We start from the raw sequence: 15,157 nt of genomic DNA on the forward strand, positions 1-15,157 counted from the left end.
GGGGAAAGAGTGGGGGACAACATTAAAGGCGCGGAAAACCTCGACCAGGATGTCATACGACCGTTCGATGATCCCTACACAAAGGACGGAGGCCTCAGTATCCTTTTCGGTAACCTGGCGCCGCAGGGAGCTGTCGTGAAAAAAGCGGCGGTAGATGAAAGTATGCTGGTGCATGAAGGGCCGGCGCGTGTTTTCGACTCGGAGGACGACGCCATGAGGTCCATCATGGGAGGGAAGATAAACAAAGGTGATGTGGTCGTTATCCGGTACGAAGGCCCGAAAGGGGGCCCCGGCATGAGGGAAATGCTGGGACCGACATCGGCGATCGTCGGGGAAGGGCTCGATAAGGACGTTGCCTTGATAACGGATGGGCGTTTTTCGGGCGGGACACGTGGGGCGGCCATAGGGCATGTTTCTCCCGAGGCTACGGAGGGAGGCGCTATCGCCCTGGTACGTGAGGGGGACAGGATACGTATAGATATACCGAAAAAAGAACTGAGCCTTGCGGTAGATGAATCGGAGATGAAAGCGAGGCTTGCCGCGTGGAAGTGCCCCGAGCCCAAAGTTAAAGAAGGATACCTGTATCGTTACTCCAAGATGGTCACAAGCGCTTCCACAGGGGCCATATTCGGTAAGGATCGAATATAGGATGAAGCCTTATAGATTTTGTCCTATCTGTGGTACGGGACTGGTCGGGAAGCCTGTTGACGGCAGGAACAGCCTGGTGTGTGATGGGTGCGGGTGGATAAATTATCTTAACCCGGTGCCTGTCGCGGCTTGTCTTGTATCGAACGAGCGTTCTGAGCTTTTGCTGGTCCGACGCAAAATACCGCCATGTGAGGGCAAATGGGGGCTACCCGGCGGGTATATCGAGCTTGATGAGACCGCGGCCCAGGCCGCGGTAAGGGAGCTTGAGGAAGAGACCGGGATCGGAGGGGCGTTCGAAAGATATGTGGGGGTAGAAGCCCAGGACAGTGATATATACGGCGCGGTACTTGTAGTAGGGGTCGAGCTTCGAGGGCTTACATGGGAGCTTAGCCCGGGTGATGACGCTATGGACGCACGGTTCTTTGCCGTGAAGGATATTCCGGAGATACCTTTTAAAAGCCACAGGCAACTTATAGAGCGGTTTTTGTCGGGCCGACGGTCTTAGATCAGAAGAACGCGGATCACCGAAGCTCCTGTGGTGAAGATTCAATGTAAACTTGTATTTAGTGAAAGGTTGACAATGAGCATAGGGAATTACGATGAGATATCAGGGATAAGCACGGAAGAACTGATCGACCGAGCGGATAAAATACGCCGGAGATGTATGGGTGAGCGCCTGGAAGTATGCAGTATAATTAACGCTCGATCGGGGTCCTGTCCGGAGGATTGCAAATACTGCGCCCAGTCAGCGCGTTATTGTACCGATGTTAAAGAATATCCTCTTGTTCATGACGACGATATCTTAGGAGCCGCCAGGCTTGCCGGACATAATGGCGCGGAACGTTTCGGGATAGTGACAAGTGGTAACCGCTTGACCCGGGAAGATATAAAAAGAATAGCGGCCACGATCAGGGAGATGACCCTGGTGTCGAAAATAAAGCCGTGCGCGTCCCTGGGGGCGTTGGAAGAAGAGGATCTCAGGATGCTTAAGGAAGCCGGGTTGACGCGATACCACCATAACATAGAGACTTCGGCCCGGTTCTATCCTAATGTAGTGACCACACATGACCATTCGCAAAGGGTCAACACCATAAAGGCCGCGAAAAGGTCAGGGCTGGAGGTCTGTTCCGGCGGGATATTGGGCATGGGGGAGACGTGGCAGGATAGGGTCGACATGGCGCTTCTCCTGAAAGAGCTGGAGGTGGATTCTGTCCCCCTGAATTTTCTTGTCCCGATAAATGGGACACCAATGGCGGGGAGGGAAGTGATGTCGCCCGAGGACGCGCTCAGGGCCATAGCGATATTCAGGATCATTCTCGAAGATGTGGAGATAAAAATAGTGGCCGGGAGGGAAGCCGTGTTCAAGGATATGCAGGAAATGATATTCAAAGCCGGCGCTAACGGGATGATGATAGGGGGGTATCTTACCATAGCGGGGAGGACAGTCGAAGAGGATACGGCACTTCTAGGACAAGTGAGGAGATCATGGCGCCTGAGATAAGGTCTTTCATGGAGGAGCAAGTAAAGAATAACGCCTTGCGCGAACTGGTGGAGGTCTCTCCGGCGCCCGGGGGGAGGGTCATCGTCGGGGGCAAAGAATACCTGAACCTATCCTCCAATGATTACCTGGGACTCTCCTGTCACGCTCTCATGGCTTCAGAGATAATAAGATCACTTTCGGGAAGCGTTGTGACATCGCCGTCATCACGGCTTCTTACCGGGACTACGCCGGCACATACGGTACTTGAGAACAGAATGGCCGAATGGAAAGCGGGGGAAGCCGCTTTGATCTTCAACTCAGGATATCAGGCTAACATAGGTATTATCAGTGCCATAGCGGGCAGGAAGGATGTGGTGTTCGCTGACAGGCTTGTCCATGCCAGTATGGTCGACGGGGCGCGTCTTTCAGGGGCGAAACTTATCAGGTTCAGGCATAACGATATGGAACATCTTTCTTCTCTCCTGGAAAAAGAGCGTAGCAGATATGACAAAGCGCTGATACTTACAGAAAGTGTTTTCAGCATGGATGGGGATATGGCGCCGCTGGCGGAGGTGACGACGCTCAAAGAGCGTTTCGACTGTCTTTTGATGGTAGATGAAGCGCACGCTACCGGGGTCTTTGGCCGTTCGGGGGCCGGGATGATAGAAGCCATAGGCTATGCGGCCAGGGCTGATATAATAATGGGTACGTTCAGTAAGGCCATAGCCGGGTTCGGCGCGTACGCAGTCCTGTCGGAAGCGATGCGGGCGTATCTTGTTAACAGTTGCCGCAGTTTCATATATACCACGGCGCTGCCGGTCTATGTCGTGGCCGCCAACATGGCGGGATTGGACCTTGTCCAGATGGAGCCATGGAGAAGAAAAACCTTGCTGGTGAACGCTGATATTCTCAGGCGCGCGCTTACTGAGGAAGGATGTGATACGCGCGGGAACTCCCAGATAATACCGATAATCACCGGTGGCAATGACCGGACGATGCGTATAAGCGCGTGGCTCAGGAGGAAAGGGTACTGGGTGGCTCCTGTCCGTCCGCCTACGGTCCCTGACGGAGGTTCACGTATCAGGGTGTCGCTTTCAGCGGAACATACTTCCGGGATGCTGGAACGGTTCGCTCGGGATATGGGGGAGGCCCTGAAAAAAAATGGATAAGACAATCATAAACAGGAATTTCTCACGCAGCGCCGGTTCATATAATGAGAACGCGTTCGTACAATCCGCCTGTGCGGGGATACTGGCGGGGTACCTCGCGGGGCGTGACCACGACAGGATACTTGAGATAGGTTGCGGCACCGGGGCGTATACAAGGGAGCTCAGGCGCCTGTTCCCGAAAGCCGCGATCACGGCACTGGATATGTCCCCGGACATGCTTCGCGCCGCCGCCGGGGATATGGCGGGCGAGGGTATCGAATTCATAGAGAGGGATTGCGAGCAATACGATGATATGGTGGGGTTCGGGCTCATAACGTCGAACGCCGCCATACACTGGTTGAGCGACCCTGTAGGCGCTATCAGGAAATTGGTTCCACTTGTCTCTCCCGGAGGTGATATATGCTTTTCTATATATGGTCCCGGGACGTTCACCGAGCTCAGGGATACCGTTAAGGAATGCCTGGGAGAGGAGAGGGATATAGCTTCTTCCCGTTTCATGTCCGGGGGAACGATCAAAGAGGTTCTGACCGGGTATTTTGATCTGGTAGAGATGGAAAAGAGGGAATTTGCCATTGAATTCCCTTCCCTGTTCGAGCTTATGAGGAACATAAAACGTACGGGAACGCGTGGCGCGGGGATATCAGGAGTAAGGACATTGGACCGGGGAATGATACGAAAAATGGAAAAAACCATGATCAGGCGTTACGGCAGAGTTATCGCCTCCCATCATGTATATTTCCTGAACGCGCGGGGGCGGAGGGCATGAGCAGGATACTATTGGTGACAGGGACAGATACGGATGTTGGGAAGACCGTCGTAACGGCGCTTTTGAACAAATATCTCAACGAGTGCGGGGTAATGTCCGTTACGCAAAAATGGGTGCAGACCGGCAGCAAGAGTGGCCATGACGATATCAGCCGGCATATGGGATCCGTACATGACGGAGAAAGGACATTGGCGGGATATAGGGGCCTTATGGTGCCATATACCCTGGCGCATGCCGCGTCTCCGCATTTAGCGGCGGTCCTGGAAGGGGTCGAAATAAACGCGGCAACGATCATAGAGAATTCGCGGGAACTTTCCAGGCACTTTGATGTAGTCCTGTCGGAAGGGGCCGGTGGGCTTATGGTCCCGGTCAATGCTGATGTTACAATATTGGATATTGCCGAGATACTGGGAGCGGATGTCCTTGTGGTAGCGGCTAACCGGCTAGGTTGTATAAACCATACGCTGCTTACGATAAACGAGCTTAAAAGGCGGTCGGTGGGAATTGTTGGTGTGGTCTTTAACCGGACATCCCCGGAAGGCGACGAGATAGTGCTCAGGGATAACCCGAAGATGATATCCCGTATGTCGGGCGTGGAGGTCATAGGGGAACTACCGTTCTTCCTTGACGAGGGAACGCTGTACGAAGCTTTCAGGCCGATCGGGGTACGGGTCCTGGAAATATTGAAGAAAGGCGATCGAAATGGTAAATAGCGCTGACCTGGCCCGAAGGGACATAGAGCACGTATGGCATCCTTATACACAGATGAAAGACTGCGAGAAGCATCCGCCTATACCTATAAGGTCGGCGAAAGGTGTCAGGCTTTATGATCATGACGGGAAATTCTATTACGACACGATATCCAGCTGGTGGTGTAACGTCCATGGACACGGGCATCCCGCGATCGTGAGGGCGATCCAGGAACAGGCCCAAACATTGGAACATGTGCTTTTTGCCGGGTTCACCCATGAACCGGCGATAGAATGCGCGGAAAAACTCGTGTCCATATTGCCGGCGGGGCTTGGTCGTATATTCTATTCGGATAACGGTTCGACGGCAGTGGAAGTCGCCATGAAGATGTCGTTCCAGTATTGGCAGAATACCGGAAGCAAGAAGAAAATGCGGTTCCTGGCCCTGGACATGGCTTATCACGGCGATACTATCGGCGCGATGAGCGTCAGCGGAGTGGACCTTTTCAACCAGGTGTTCGCGCCTCTTTTTCTTGACGCATTGAAAGTGCCGACACCCTATTGTTACCGGTGCCCTGTCGGGTGTAAGGCCGGCAGCTGTTCGATGGAATGCGCCGATATAATGGAACGGACAGTAAGGGACAACTCGGAAGACCTGGCGGCCGTGATCATCGAACCGCTTCTTATGGGCGCCGGCGGGATGATCGTATACCCGGAGGAATATCTCAGAAGGGTCCGCAAGGTCACGGCCGAGTGCGGCGTGCACCTTATCGCGGATGAGGTCGCCACCGGGTTCGGGAGGACCGGGAGCATGTTCGCTTGTGGAAAAGCGGGGATCGCCCCGGATATCATGTGCCTCTCCAAGGGGATAACATCCGGGTATCTCCCTATGGGGGTTACAGCGACCACCGAAGATATTTTCAACGCGTTCTACGACGATCATGAGAACAAAAAGACCTTTTACCATGGGCACACGTTCACGGCAAACCCGATAGCCTGCGCCGCGGCGTCGGCCAGTATGCGTATACTCATGGGAATGGACGTTCCCGGAAAAGTCGAGGCAATAAGACGCCGGCTCTCCGGTTTCCTGGATAGTTTTGGTTCCCATCCATTGGTCGGGGACATAAGAGGGATAGGGGTGGTCGGTGCGATGGAACTCGTCAAGGACCGGGATAAGAAAACACCTTTCGGTATAAAGGAGAGGATAGGACTCGACATATACACACAGGGTTTATCCGACAACCTTGTATTGCGGCCCCTGGGTAACATAATATATTTCTTCCTGCCGATATCGATCACGGAAGAAGAGATGTCCGATATGTTCGGACGTGCTCATAAGGCGATAAGTAAAGTGCTTGATGCCTGGAGCAAGCGCGGTCGAGGAAAGGAGCGATAAATGCCGATACGAACAGGTATGGGAGATGAAGGATACACGTATCTTTCGGGGGATCGAAGGGTCATCAAAAGTTCACCGGTGATCGAGGCCCTGGGAGCGCTGGATGAACTCCTGTCCGTGATAGATTTAGTGATGTTCGGGCCGGGGAAGAAAAAAGAAAAAGAAACGCTATTAAGGGTGCAGGACGACCTTTTTTATATTTCTTCTGTCCTGGCAGGAGACCCCGGAGAGGGGCGTAGCCCGGACATGCTCGGATGGATATTCGACGAGGTGGAAAAGAGGGAAAGCGCAAGCATAAGCATAAGAACTATAAATGGTTACGTAAAAAGCTGCGGTAGAAAAAGCGCTGAGCTCAATTTTGTCCGTACAGTGGTCCGGCGATGCGAACGGAGGATGGTAGCCCTTAACTGCACGGGAGAGCCCCTGGACCCCGGCGTGTTAGGATATATTAACGCTTTGTCGGACCTTTTGTTCCTGATGGTGGTAGAACAGCAAGGGGTATGACCCGATACCCGGGTCGGTCGATTGACTTTTCCCTGTCCGGAATGTATATTCATATTAAAGGAGGCAGATATGGTAGCCAGGAAAATATTTACATTTTTATGTCTAGCGACGATATTCATTGCCGGGACGTCTTACGGGGTTGAGCGCTCCGCTGTGGTCGGGGAGATAACCGGGAGCGCGACCATAATCCGGGCTTCGGGTGAGTCGGACACAGCGAAAAAAGGGGCCGTTCTTTTTCAGGGTGACGGACTTGAAACGGAAGACTTCTCGAGCGCGGTACTTCTACTGATGTCCGGGGCGGAAAAAGACGCCGAGATCGAGCTTGACGCGGGTTCGCGGGTAAAGCTTACAGAGCTTGCTACGGGAGCGTCCGAGGAGGAAAAACGCACTTTACTCGACCTCGCGGTAGGAGAGGTGCTGATCCGGGCCAAAGAGCTTCAGGGAGAAGGTTCGTCGTTCGAGGTAAAGACGCCCACATCCATTGTCGCGGTAAGGGGTACGACTTTTTCCGTTAAAGTAGAGGCTGTCGGTGACCCTGAGACTGAATAGGGTTTTCATCCTCAATATAACACTGGCGCTGATAATCGCGTCTGTGTTCGTAGGATTCTCCAGCAATGATTTTTTCCGCAGGGTAGAATCTTATGGATTGGATTTTCTTTTCCGCGTACGCGGCCCGCTGGAGTGTAATCCCAAGATAATCATAATAGAGGTCGACGATAACAATATCTCCAAGGTCGGCCGGTGGCCGTGGCCCCGGAGATGGCACGCTGTCCTCGTGAAAGCGCTCAAGGATATGGGCGCGAAATATATCTATTTCGACATCATCTTTTCTGAAAGCGCCCCGCCGGGGGAAGATGAAGTGTTCGCCCAGGCGATAAAGGAATCAGGGAACGTATACCTGCCTTTCGCGTTCAGGGAACGGTCGGTTGATATTGACTCGGCGCTTACTCCGGTCAACGCGCTTTATTCGAATACCAGAGGTACGGGCGCGATAAACATATATCCGGATATCGATGGGGCTATTCGCAGTATACCGCTCCTGTTCAAGGACAGGGGGGTGTTATATCCGCATATAACGTTGAAACTTGCCGCTGATATCTCCGGCCAGGAAATACGTGGTATGGAGGACCGGAAGATCATCCTGGAAAAGGACGGCACCAGCGAGAGCATCCCGCTTACCGGGGATGGGCGGATGATAATAAACTGGCTGGGGTCCTGGAAGGATACCTTCAAACATTTCTCCTTCCTGCAGGTGCTGGACGTGTACAATAGCCAGCGTAACGGGGTTAAGAGCAAGATAGACGCCGGGGAGTTCAAGGACAGCATATGCCTTATCGCCATAACCGCTACCGGGCTATATGACATAAAGCCTACGCCGGTGGATCCCGAATACCCCGGTATCGGCATAGTCGCTAATATCATCAATGATATCCTCGCCAGGAAATTCATAACACCCGCGCCTGACCGCATGAACTGGGCGCTTGTGTACGTGCTTACGCTTGTGCCTTTCCTGTTCATAACGGGGGAAAAGCCCCTAAGGGAGATACTGTCCGTTATCCTGATCGGTATATTCTTCCTTGTCATAGTCGTCTATCTGTTCAAGAGGAGTTATTGGGTAGAGTTCACCATGCCCATGATATCACTTTTTTCCTGTTACCTGGCGGTCGAGTCTTTTCATTTCGTAAGGGTGTCGATAGAAAGGCAGAAATTCCTCGTGTTAGCAAGTACGGACGAGTTGACAGGGCTCTCTAATATGAGGTTCTTCCGTATAGTACTTGACGCGGAATGCACCATCTCGAAAAGCAACCCCAAACAGCAGTTCTGTCTTATCATGTGCGATATCGACCATTTCAAGAACTTTAACGATACTTACGGGCACGCGGCCGGGGACAGGGTCCTCACAAGAACGGCCGAGGTCCTGAGAAATTCCGTCAGGGTATCCGATGTGCTGGCTCGATATGGTGGGGAGGAATTCGTCGTCATGCTGAGAGGCGCGTCACTGAGAAAGGGACTGGAGATAGGGGAGAAGATCAGGAAGAACGTCGAAGAGAACATAATAGCGGGCGATGAGGGAGAACTCTATAAAACGACGATAAGTGTAGGGGTAGCCTCATTCTGTATGACTGATAACGGAAAGACGCTTTTGGAAAGATCGGATAAAGGGTTGTATAAGGCGAAAGGCACCGGCCGCAATTGTGTGGCTACCGTACAGGAAACCGATATACAGGCAGAACGGCAATAACAGCAAAATGGGAATAGATCACGACTATATAGTAATAGGCAGCGGTCCGGCGGGGCATATGGCGGCGATCAAAGCGGCCCAAGGTGGCCTCAAGACGCTTGTAATAGAGAAAGACCCGGATATGCTGGGTGGGGTATGCTTGAACGAGGGCTGTATCCCCGCGAAGTCACTTTACAGTAGCGCGGGAATATTGGCCCGCATAAAGCGGTCCCCGGGGATGTTCGGCATAGGCTCTTCTAACGTTACGCCGGATATCATGGCTTTTGTCGGCAAAAGCCGGAAAGACGCCGAAACCCTGCGTGAAGGGTTAAAATATGTGTTCAAGAAGAACAATATAGATGTCATGTACGGTCGGGCGCGTTTTACCGGCCCGGACACCCTTGCGGTAACATCGGATGAAGGCGTGGAAACCGTACTGGGCGTCAAGAAGGCCCTGATAGCCGTGGGGTCATTCCCCAGGCAGCTGGATAGCGCCGCTTTTGACGGGGAACATGTCTTGTCGAGCTCCGATGCCATACGGTTGGGGAAGGTCCCCGGAAAGATGATCATCATAGGAGGAGGCGCTATAGGTGTCGAATTTGCCTCGTTCTTTTCCATTCTTGGAACGGAGATCACCCTGATCGAGTTTGAGAAGAGCCTGCTTCCCAGAGAGGATGCCGAGGTATCAAGAAGACTGGGCTCTATATTCAAGAAACAAGGCATAAAGGTCATGACGTCCTCGTCCGTGACCGGAGTATCGATATCCGGGGATAAGGTGAGCGTGCAAGTGTCTTCTTCGACCGGGGATAGTTATGTGGCCGGGGATATGGTCATAGTAAGTGTCGGGCGAGCGCCGTCGACATCCGCTCTGGGGTTGGACGAAGCCGGGATAGAGGTCGATGACCGGGGTTTCATCAGGGTCGATACTGGCATGGCAACCAGCGCGCCGGGGATCTATGCGGCCGGCGATGTAGTAAGGACTCCCATGCTGGCTCACGTGGCGTACGCGGAGGGAGAGCTGGCCGCGTTAAGCGCTTTAGGCCAGGCGACATCCCCAATAGCCTATGAAGATATCCCTAACGCTGTGTATTCGGAAATAGAGATCGCCAGTGTCGGGCTTACGGAGGAAAGTGCCAAGGAAAAAGGCCTGGAATACGGCATAGGCAAACAGTTCTTCAGATCTTGCGGCAGGGCGGTGGTCCAGGGAGACACCGAAGGGTTCGTCAAGGTCATCGCGGATAAGCGCACGCGTAAGATATTGGGAGCGCATATCATCGGGCATCAGGCGGCCGAGCTCATCCATGAACTTGTTATCGCCAGGCATAACGGTATAACGATAGATGGGATAACGGGATCAGTACACGCTCATCCCACGGTATCAGAGACCATCCTTGACGCCTGTCGAGGGGTCTTCGGCCCTCCGATCCACGGGTGATCATTGTTTTCTTCTTTTTTGGGCTTTCCTATATTATAATGTTCACATGCCGGATGTCATATCAATGGACAAAATTAAGCTTGGGAACCTATGCAGACACTTTTAATCTTAATAATATTATTACTCATAACGCTCATCATCCTTATAGCAGTTCTTTTTATCAAGGTCATGAAAGGCGGATCAAGCAGGGAACATGTGGAAACGGTGCTGCATAAGTCTTTTCTCGACTTCTCGGATAACGTACGTAAGACAATGGACGATACCCGTAAGGAGGTCGAAAGTTCCAAGGACGTGATATCGAGTAATGCCTTGAGTACGCTTAAAAACATAAGTGACATGAACAAAGCGATCAAGGAGCTCCTGCAGCAGCAGGAAAAGGCCCAGGAGCTCGGGCAATCGCTGGAGTACCTCTTGCAGACGCCAAAACTTCGTGGAAGTTACGGGGAGACCGTGCTTGAGGAGATGCTGGACAGGATCCTGCCCAAGGGTATATGGGAAAGCCAGTATAACATAGACGGTGGAGAAAAAGTGGACGCCGTGATCAAGTTCAAGGACGTGGTCATTCCTATTGACGCGAAATTCCCCAGGGACGATTACCAGAAATACCTTTCGGCCAAGAGCCCGGCAGAAAAGAAGACGCACTGGTCGAACTATGAGAAAGCCCTTAAAACGCAGATCAACTCTATCAGGGATAAATACATAAAACCGGGCAAAGGCACTACCGAGTTCGCGCTTCTTTTTATCCCGTCGGAATCGATCTACTACGAAACGATAGCGGAAAAGAACCATCTTGGGGATCCGTGCCTGATAAACGAATACGCGACAAAACAGAAGGTAATACCGGTAAGCCCGAATACGTTCTACGCGTTCCTCAATGTGATAATACTCGGGGTGAGGAATATCGAAATAGCCAAGAACGCACGGAAACTCCAGGCCATTCTCGCTAAAGTGGAAAGGGACTTCGGCCTTTTCTACCAGAATTTCGAGTTGATCGGGAAGTCCATCGCTAAAGCCGGTAGCGCATATTCTGCCGGAGAGGACCAGGTTAACAGGTTCAAGCGCAATCTGGACGCGGCGCTTAAGTTCGATAACCAGCTCGGCGCGGACGCGCCGGATAATGGTGAAAAATACACCGAATTGGGTTAATCCCGGGGTCAATACATGATCAAAGAGGCCATCTTGTGGGAAAGGCGCGAAGGGAACGCCGTCCAATGTACGCTGTGTAGCCACAGGTGTGATATCCCCGACGGTCGTTTCGGATCATGCGGAGTGAGAAAGAACTCCGGGGGGAGGCTTTTAACATATGCCTATGGAAAGGTCATAGCCGATCATATAGACCCAATAGAGAAAAAACCGTTATATCATTTCCTGCCCGGCACATATTCATACTCGATCGCAAGCGCCGGATGTAATTTCAGGTGCTCATTCTGCCAGAACTGGTCGATATCGCAGCTTTCGGCCCGGGAAGGTGACATAGAAGGGTATGAGATGAAACCTTCGGAAATAGTCAGGGAAGCTCTGGCGAACAGATGCCGAAGCATATCTTATACCTATACGGAGCCCACCGTGTTCATTGAATATGCCAGGGATACGGCGATATTGGCCCGGGAGAAAGGTCTGGCGAACATATTTGTCACTAACGGATACATGACAAGAGAGGCCGTTGATGCTGTTCTGGGCGTCCTGGACGCGGCTAATGTCGACATAAAATTCGGCAAAGATGAGGATTATAAGGAACTCTGTGGAGGGCGGCTTGACCCGGTCCTTGATACGGTACGCTATATGGTCGAAAAAGGCATATGGGTGGAGGTTACTACCCTCATAGTCCCGGGAAAGAATGACAATACCCGCGATCTCAGGTATATCGCTTCTTTTATTGCTGAAATAGACCGCAACATACCCTGGCACGTGACGCGATTCCATCCCGACCATAAAATGACCGATGCCGGGATAACGCCTTCTGACAGCATCATGAGCGCTTTGGATATCGGCAGAAAAGCGGGACTTAGGTATGTATATCCGGGGAACATAGGGGCTTATGGGACTACTGTATGCCCGGAATGTGGTACGGTATTGGTTACACGGGGAACGGATAAGGACACCGTGGCGGAGGGGCTGGTCGAAAAAGGTTCATGCCATAAGTGTGGTATGACAATAAGTGGCATATGGAAATGATGTAAGGGAACGATATGAGGTGTTGATTGAGGAAAATATTAATAGGCATAATGGTCCTGACGGGAGTGTTGCTGGCGATCGCCTACCACAAGAGACATGAATTGCTGGATTATTCCATAGACCGTATTGTCAGGGACAATATCCCGGAATATGTCAGTGTGGATGATGTCTCGATCCTTGAACAGCAGCGTCAGGTGGTCCTGCGCGGGGTAAAAGTGCGCAATGTGCCGGGATATAACGAGAAATATATGCTGAGGGCGGATTCCGTAAGGTGCGAGTATGTTTTCAACGGGAATGACATCAGAAAGGGTATTGTCATTTCGGGGGTCTATGTGGACGGTCCGATAGCCGAAGTGGAGAAGCGGGGAGACAAGGTCAATGTCGCGGAGATCGGCAAACTTATGCCCGCGAAAGAGGAAGCGCCGGCATTAGCGCGGGAAGGCGGGCCAAGCCCCATGGAACGCGTTAAAAAATGGGTAGTCTCCCTTTTTGCCTCATCCGGAGAGATGCTGACCCTCCCGGATAGTATCGATGTCTCGGGAGGAGAGATAAGGTTCTATGACAATAGCCGGGGGGCGGCCGGCAAGGCGATAATATTCGGTAAGGTAAAAGGTAAGATCTATTTATCCGCGAACGGTTTGAAACAAGGCGTCGGGATAAAAGGGGTTGATGCCTCGGGCGTTCTCGATAACGATCCCGATCAGGTAGTGGAAATAAGCTCTTCTCTTTTTAATGTTAACGGCGCGCAGGCTACGGATTGCAGTCTGACGTTCAAGAACGTGGACATCATGGCGTTCAAGTCGTATTATGACCAATATATGCCTCTGGATATCTGGCACGGCAGGGTTTTCGGCCAGGTTGACCTTAATACGGAGGGGGAAACCATTGGTTCTTCAGGAACGTTAGTCATTAAAGGGCTTAAATTCGACGTTAAGAGCGATACGAGGGCCGCTGCCTATTGGGAGATGGGCGCGAATGAACTTATCGCTTACCTGGGTTCGTCTTCCGGAGAGATAACCTTCGACTTTAAGGTTAAGGGGACCCTGAGCGAACCGCGTTTTTATCCCGGTCCCAGGGTGAAGAGGGCGCTTCAGAGCCTCGTCGTGGATAAGGTAGCCGATACTATACGATCATTTGCCAAAAGGGGTGATGCCGCGACCGCCTCCGCTTCCGGACCCGACGGGCAGAACGCGGTGGAGGAGGAGAAAAGTGATGTGGAGAAAGCGATCGATATGTTCCAGAAATTATTGAAACAGTAAATTTATACAAGGAGGGGAATATGGTTTTCATCGTGAAAGTGGTCGCTATACTTATTACGCTTTATGGAGGTCTTATCGTGCTCCGTCCGGATACGCTGAAAAAGATACTGGAATACGCGTCCGGGGACAGGAAAATGTACGCGTTCATACTGGTCAAGTCGCTATTGGGGCTGGCGTTCATCCTTGCCGCTTATCAATGCAGTATCCCCTGGGTGATAATGTTCTTCGGCGCAGCCTCTGTCCTCGGAGGCGTGGCCTCGTTCATAGTGAAGAAAGAGGTCATTGTGGGTATTTTCGACTGGATGCTCAAACGACCGGATAAAGACATAAGATTATACGGTGTTATTGCGCTCGCGATAGGCATATTGATGATACTCGCAGCGTAGAGCCCTGCCGGTAAGGGAGGTGGCGTATGAATATCAGGAATATGGTGTACGCGATATGCCATGCGATGGTCTTGTTCTTTTTCGCCTCGGGGAATGTATCCGCCCTTGAGCTCAGAAGCAGCGATATAGGAGAAGGACGGGTGGTACCGTTAGAATTCACGGGGATGGGGGCGGACATCTCTCCAGAGCTTTCCTGGGACGATGTCCCAGCCGGCACGGAAAGTTTTGCTATTATTGTGAACGATCCCGACGCTCCGCTCGGGACCTGGACCCATTGGGTCGTGTATGATATTCCGCCTGATGTCCGGTTGATGAAAAGGGATGGTCCCGGTCCGGTCGGGCCGGAGGGGGCCCCTGTCCTGGGGGTTAACAGCTGGGGGCGCGCGGGGTATGGCGGGCCAATGCCCCCAAAGGGGAGTGAACACAGGTACGTTTTTACGGTATACGCGTTAGATAAAAAATTGAGTGAGCCAGGCATGAGCGAACGGGAATTATTGAACGCCATGGACGGCCATATCCTGGCCAGCGCCGCGATCACGGCCAGATTCGGGAGATAACTAATATGAAACTTTATGGTAAAAAACCTGTTCTTGAGAGGATAAAAGCCGATCCGGGATCTATCAGGAAGCTGTATCTGCAAAAAAGGACGGAGCTTTCCGAAATAGTAAGAGAGCTTAAGTCCCGGAACATGGTGTTCGAGTCCGTTGACGGCGCCTGGATGGATCGTACATGTGGGAAGGTCAATACACAGGGAGTTGTGGCGGAAGTCGAGGGTTTCCGTTATGTGCATTTTGATGATATTATACGGGACTGCCTTTCCTCGGATACGGTGCCCGTGTTCCTGGATGGCGTGACGGATCCGCAGAATCTGGGCTCGATCATACGTAGCCTGGCCTGTATCGGTGGTTTTTCCCTGGTACTGCCTGCTCATCGCTCGGCAATGGTGAATGAGACCGTGCTGCGTGTGGCGAGCGGGGGTGAAAGTTTTCTTCGGATAGCGGTCGTGGAGAACATAGCGACGACGCTTCG

The 15,157-nt window shown here is 52.3% G+C and carries 17 protein-coding genes; all 17 read left to right on the plus strand.

From position 1 onward, the window contains the following. Window positions 1–648 (plus strand): dihydroxy-acid dehydratase (locus tag PHH49_07965; protein MDD5488873.1); only part of this gene is annotated, 648 nt, incomplete at its 5' end. A gap of 1 nt (window position 649) precedes the next feature. Further along, entirely contained in the window at window positions 650–1,153 is a 504-nt protein-coding gene (locus PHH49_07970) for an NUDIX hydrolase (protein ID MDD5488874.1), read from the plus strand. 75 nt (window positions 1,154–1,228) lie between these two features. After that, window positions 1,229–2,149, plus strand: coding sequence for a biotin synthase BioB (bioB, locus tag PHH49_07975; GenBank protein ID MDD5488875.1), 921 nt, complete (start codon window positions 1,229–1,231; stop codon window positions 2,147–2,149). Beyond that, complete coding sequence (locus PHH49_07980; protein MDD5488876.1) at window positions 2,134–3,297, plus strand: 8-amino-7-oxononanoate synthase; 1,164 nt, start codon at window positions 2,134–2,136, stop codon at window positions 3,295–3,297. The genes bioB and PHH49_07980 overlap by 16 nt, the downstream gene beginning before the upstream one ends. Continuing rightward, window positions 3,290–4,063: a methyltransferase domain-containing protein gene (locus PHH49_07985; GenBank protein ID MDD5488877.1), complete on the plus strand. Its 774-nt coding sequence runs from the start codon at window positions 3,290–3,292 to the stop codon at window positions 4,061–4,063. The genes PHH49_07980 and PHH49_07985 overlap by 8 nt, the downstream gene beginning before the upstream one ends. Then, entirely contained in the window at window positions 4,060–4,776 is a 717-nt protein-coding gene (gene bioD, locus PHH49_07990; GenBank protein MDD5488878.1) for a dethiobiotin synthase, read from the plus strand. The genes PHH49_07985 and bioD overlap by 4 nt, the downstream gene beginning before the upstream one ends. Continuing rightward, the gene (gene bioA / locus PHH49_07995) at window positions 4,766–6,148 is read left to right on the plus strand and encodes an adenosylmethionine--8-amino-7-oxononanoate transaminase (GenBank protein ID MDD5488879.1); all 1,383 of its coding nucleotides are present in this window, start codon (window positions 4,766–4,768) and stop codon (window positions 6,146–6,148) included. Before bioD ends, bioA begins: the two co-directional genes overlap by 11 nt. Continuing rightward, window positions 6,149–6,652 (plus strand): ATP:cob(I)alamin adenosyltransferase, encoded by a 504-nt coding sequence (locus PHH49_08000; GenBank protein MDD5488880.1) that lies wholly within the window; start codon window positions 6,149–6,151, stop codon window positions 6,650–6,652. Between the two features lie 69 nt (window positions 6,653–6,721). Then, window positions 6,722–7,201, plus strand: a complete 480-nt coding sequence (locus tag PHH49_08005) for a FecR domain-containing protein (GenBank protein ID MDD5488881.1) — start codon at window positions 6,722–6,724, stop codon at window positions 7,199–7,201. Continuing rightward, window positions 7,182–8,894, plus strand: coding sequence for a CHASE2 domain-containing protein (locus tag PHH49_08010; protein ID MDD5488882.1), 1,713 nt, complete (start codon window positions 7,182–7,184; stop codon window positions 8,892–8,894). The genes PHH49_08005 and PHH49_08010 overlap by 20 nt, the downstream gene beginning before the upstream one ends. A 7-nt stretch (window positions 8,895–8,901) precedes the next feature. Continuing rightward, window positions 8,902–10,308, plus strand: coding sequence for a dihydrolipoyl dehydrogenase (lpdA, locus tag PHH49_08015; GenBank protein ID MDD5488883.1), 1,407 nt, complete (start codon window positions 8,902–8,904; stop codon window positions 10,306–10,308). A gap of 90 nt (window positions 10,309–10,398) precedes the next feature. Beyond that, the gene (locus tag PHH49_08020; GenBank protein MDD5488884.1) at window positions 10,399–11,454 is read left to right on the plus strand and encodes a DNA recombination protein RmuC; all 1,056 of its coding nucleotides are present in this window, start codon (window positions 10,399–10,401) and stop codon (window positions 11,452–11,454) included. A gap of 15 nt (window positions 11,455–11,469) precedes the next feature. Beyond that, window positions 11,470–12,483: an AmmeMemoRadiSam system radical SAM enzyme gene (gene amrS, locus PHH49_08025; protein ID MDD5488885.1), complete on the plus strand. Its 1,014-nt coding sequence runs from the start codon at window positions 11,470–11,472 to the stop codon at window positions 12,481–12,483. A 26-nt stretch (window positions 12,484–12,509) separates the two neighbouring features. Next, the gene (locus PHH49_08030; protein MDD5488886.1) at window positions 12,510–13,742 is read left to right on the plus strand and encodes a DUF748 domain-containing protein; all 1,233 of its coding nucleotides are present in this window, start codon (window positions 12,510–12,512) and stop codon (window positions 13,740–13,742) included. A 20-nt stretch (window positions 13,743–13,762) separates the two neighbouring features. Continuing rightward, window positions 13,763–14,128 carry a hypothetical protein gene (locus tag PHH49_08035; protein MDD5488887.1) on the plus strand — a complete coding sequence of 122 codons (366 nt, stop codon included), beginning with the start codon at window positions 13,763–13,765 and terminating at the stop codon, window positions 14,126–14,128. A 26-nt stretch (window positions 14,129–14,154) separates the two neighbouring features. Further along, on the plus strand, window positions 14,155–14,685 hold the full coding sequence (locus PHH49_08040; GenBank protein ID MDD5488888.1) for a YbhB/YbcL family Raf kinase inhibitor-like protein: 531 nt from the start codon (window positions 14,155–14,157) through the stop codon (window positions 14,683–14,685). Between the two features lie 5 nt (window positions 14,686–14,690). Continuing rightward, a partial coding sequence (locus PHH49_08045; protein ID MDD5488889.1) for an RNA methyltransferase substrate-binding domain-containing protein occupies window positions 14,691–15,157 on the plus strand: 467 nt, incomplete at its 3' end.

It is taken from the genome of Candidatus Omnitrophota bacterium (assembly GCA_028715965.1).
In the GTDB taxonomy this organism is placed as follows: domain Bacteria; phylum Omnitrophota; class Gorgyraeia; order Tantalellales; family Tantalellaceae; genus JAQUQS01.

Excerpts from the sequence above, each read along its gene's own strand:
- bioB (MDD5488875.1), top strand. The coding sequence starts at position 1,229 with ATGAGCATAGGGAATTACGATGAGATATCAGGGATAAGCACGGAAGAA.
- amrS (MDD5488885.1), top strand. The coding sequence starts at position 11,470 with ATGATCAAAGAGGCCATCTTGTGGGAAAGGCGCGAAGGGAACGCCGTC.
- PHH49_07970 (MDD5488874.1), top strand. The coding sequence starts at position 650 with ATGAAGCCTTATAGATTTTGTCCTATCTGTGGTACGGGACTGGTCGGG.
- PHH49_08000 (MDD5488880.1), top strand. The coding sequence starts at position 6,149 with ATGCCGATACGAACAGGTATGGGAGATGAAGGATACACGTATCTTTCG.
- PHH49_08035 (MDD5488887.1), top strand. The coding sequence starts at position 13,763 with ATGGTTTTCATCGTGAAAGTGGTCGCTATACTTATTACGCTTTATGGA.
- bioD (MDD5488878.1), top strand. The coding sequence starts at position 4,060 with ATGAGCAGGATACTATTGGTGACAGGGACAGATACGGATGTTGGGAAG.
- PHH49_08005 (MDD5488881.1), top strand. The coding sequence starts at position 6,722 with ATGGTAGCCAGGAAAATATTTACATTTTTATGTCTAGCGACGATATTC.
- lpdA (MDD5488883.1), top strand. The coding sequence starts at position 8,902 with ATGGGAATAGATCACGACTATATAGTAATAGGCAGCGGTCCGGCGGGG.
- PHH49_08040 (MDD5488888.1), top strand. The coding sequence starts at position 14,155 with ATGAATATCAGGAATATGGTGTACGCGATATGCCATGCGATGGTCTTG.
- PHH49_07980 (MDD5488876.1), top strand. The coding sequence starts at position 2,134 with ATGGCGCCTGAGATAAGGTCTTTCATGGAGGAGCAAGTAAAGAATAAC.
- PHH49_07985 (MDD5488877.1), top strand. The coding sequence starts at position 3,290 with ATGGATAAGACAATCATAAACAGGAATTTCTCACGCAGCGCCGGTTCA.
- bioA (MDD5488879.1), top strand. The coding sequence starts at position 4,766 with ATGGTAAATAGCGCTGACCTGGCCCGAAGGGACATAGAGCACGTATGG.
- PHH49_08020 (MDD5488884.1), top strand. The coding sequence starts at position 10,399 with ATGCAGACACTTTTAATCTTAATAATATTATTACTCATAACGCTCATC.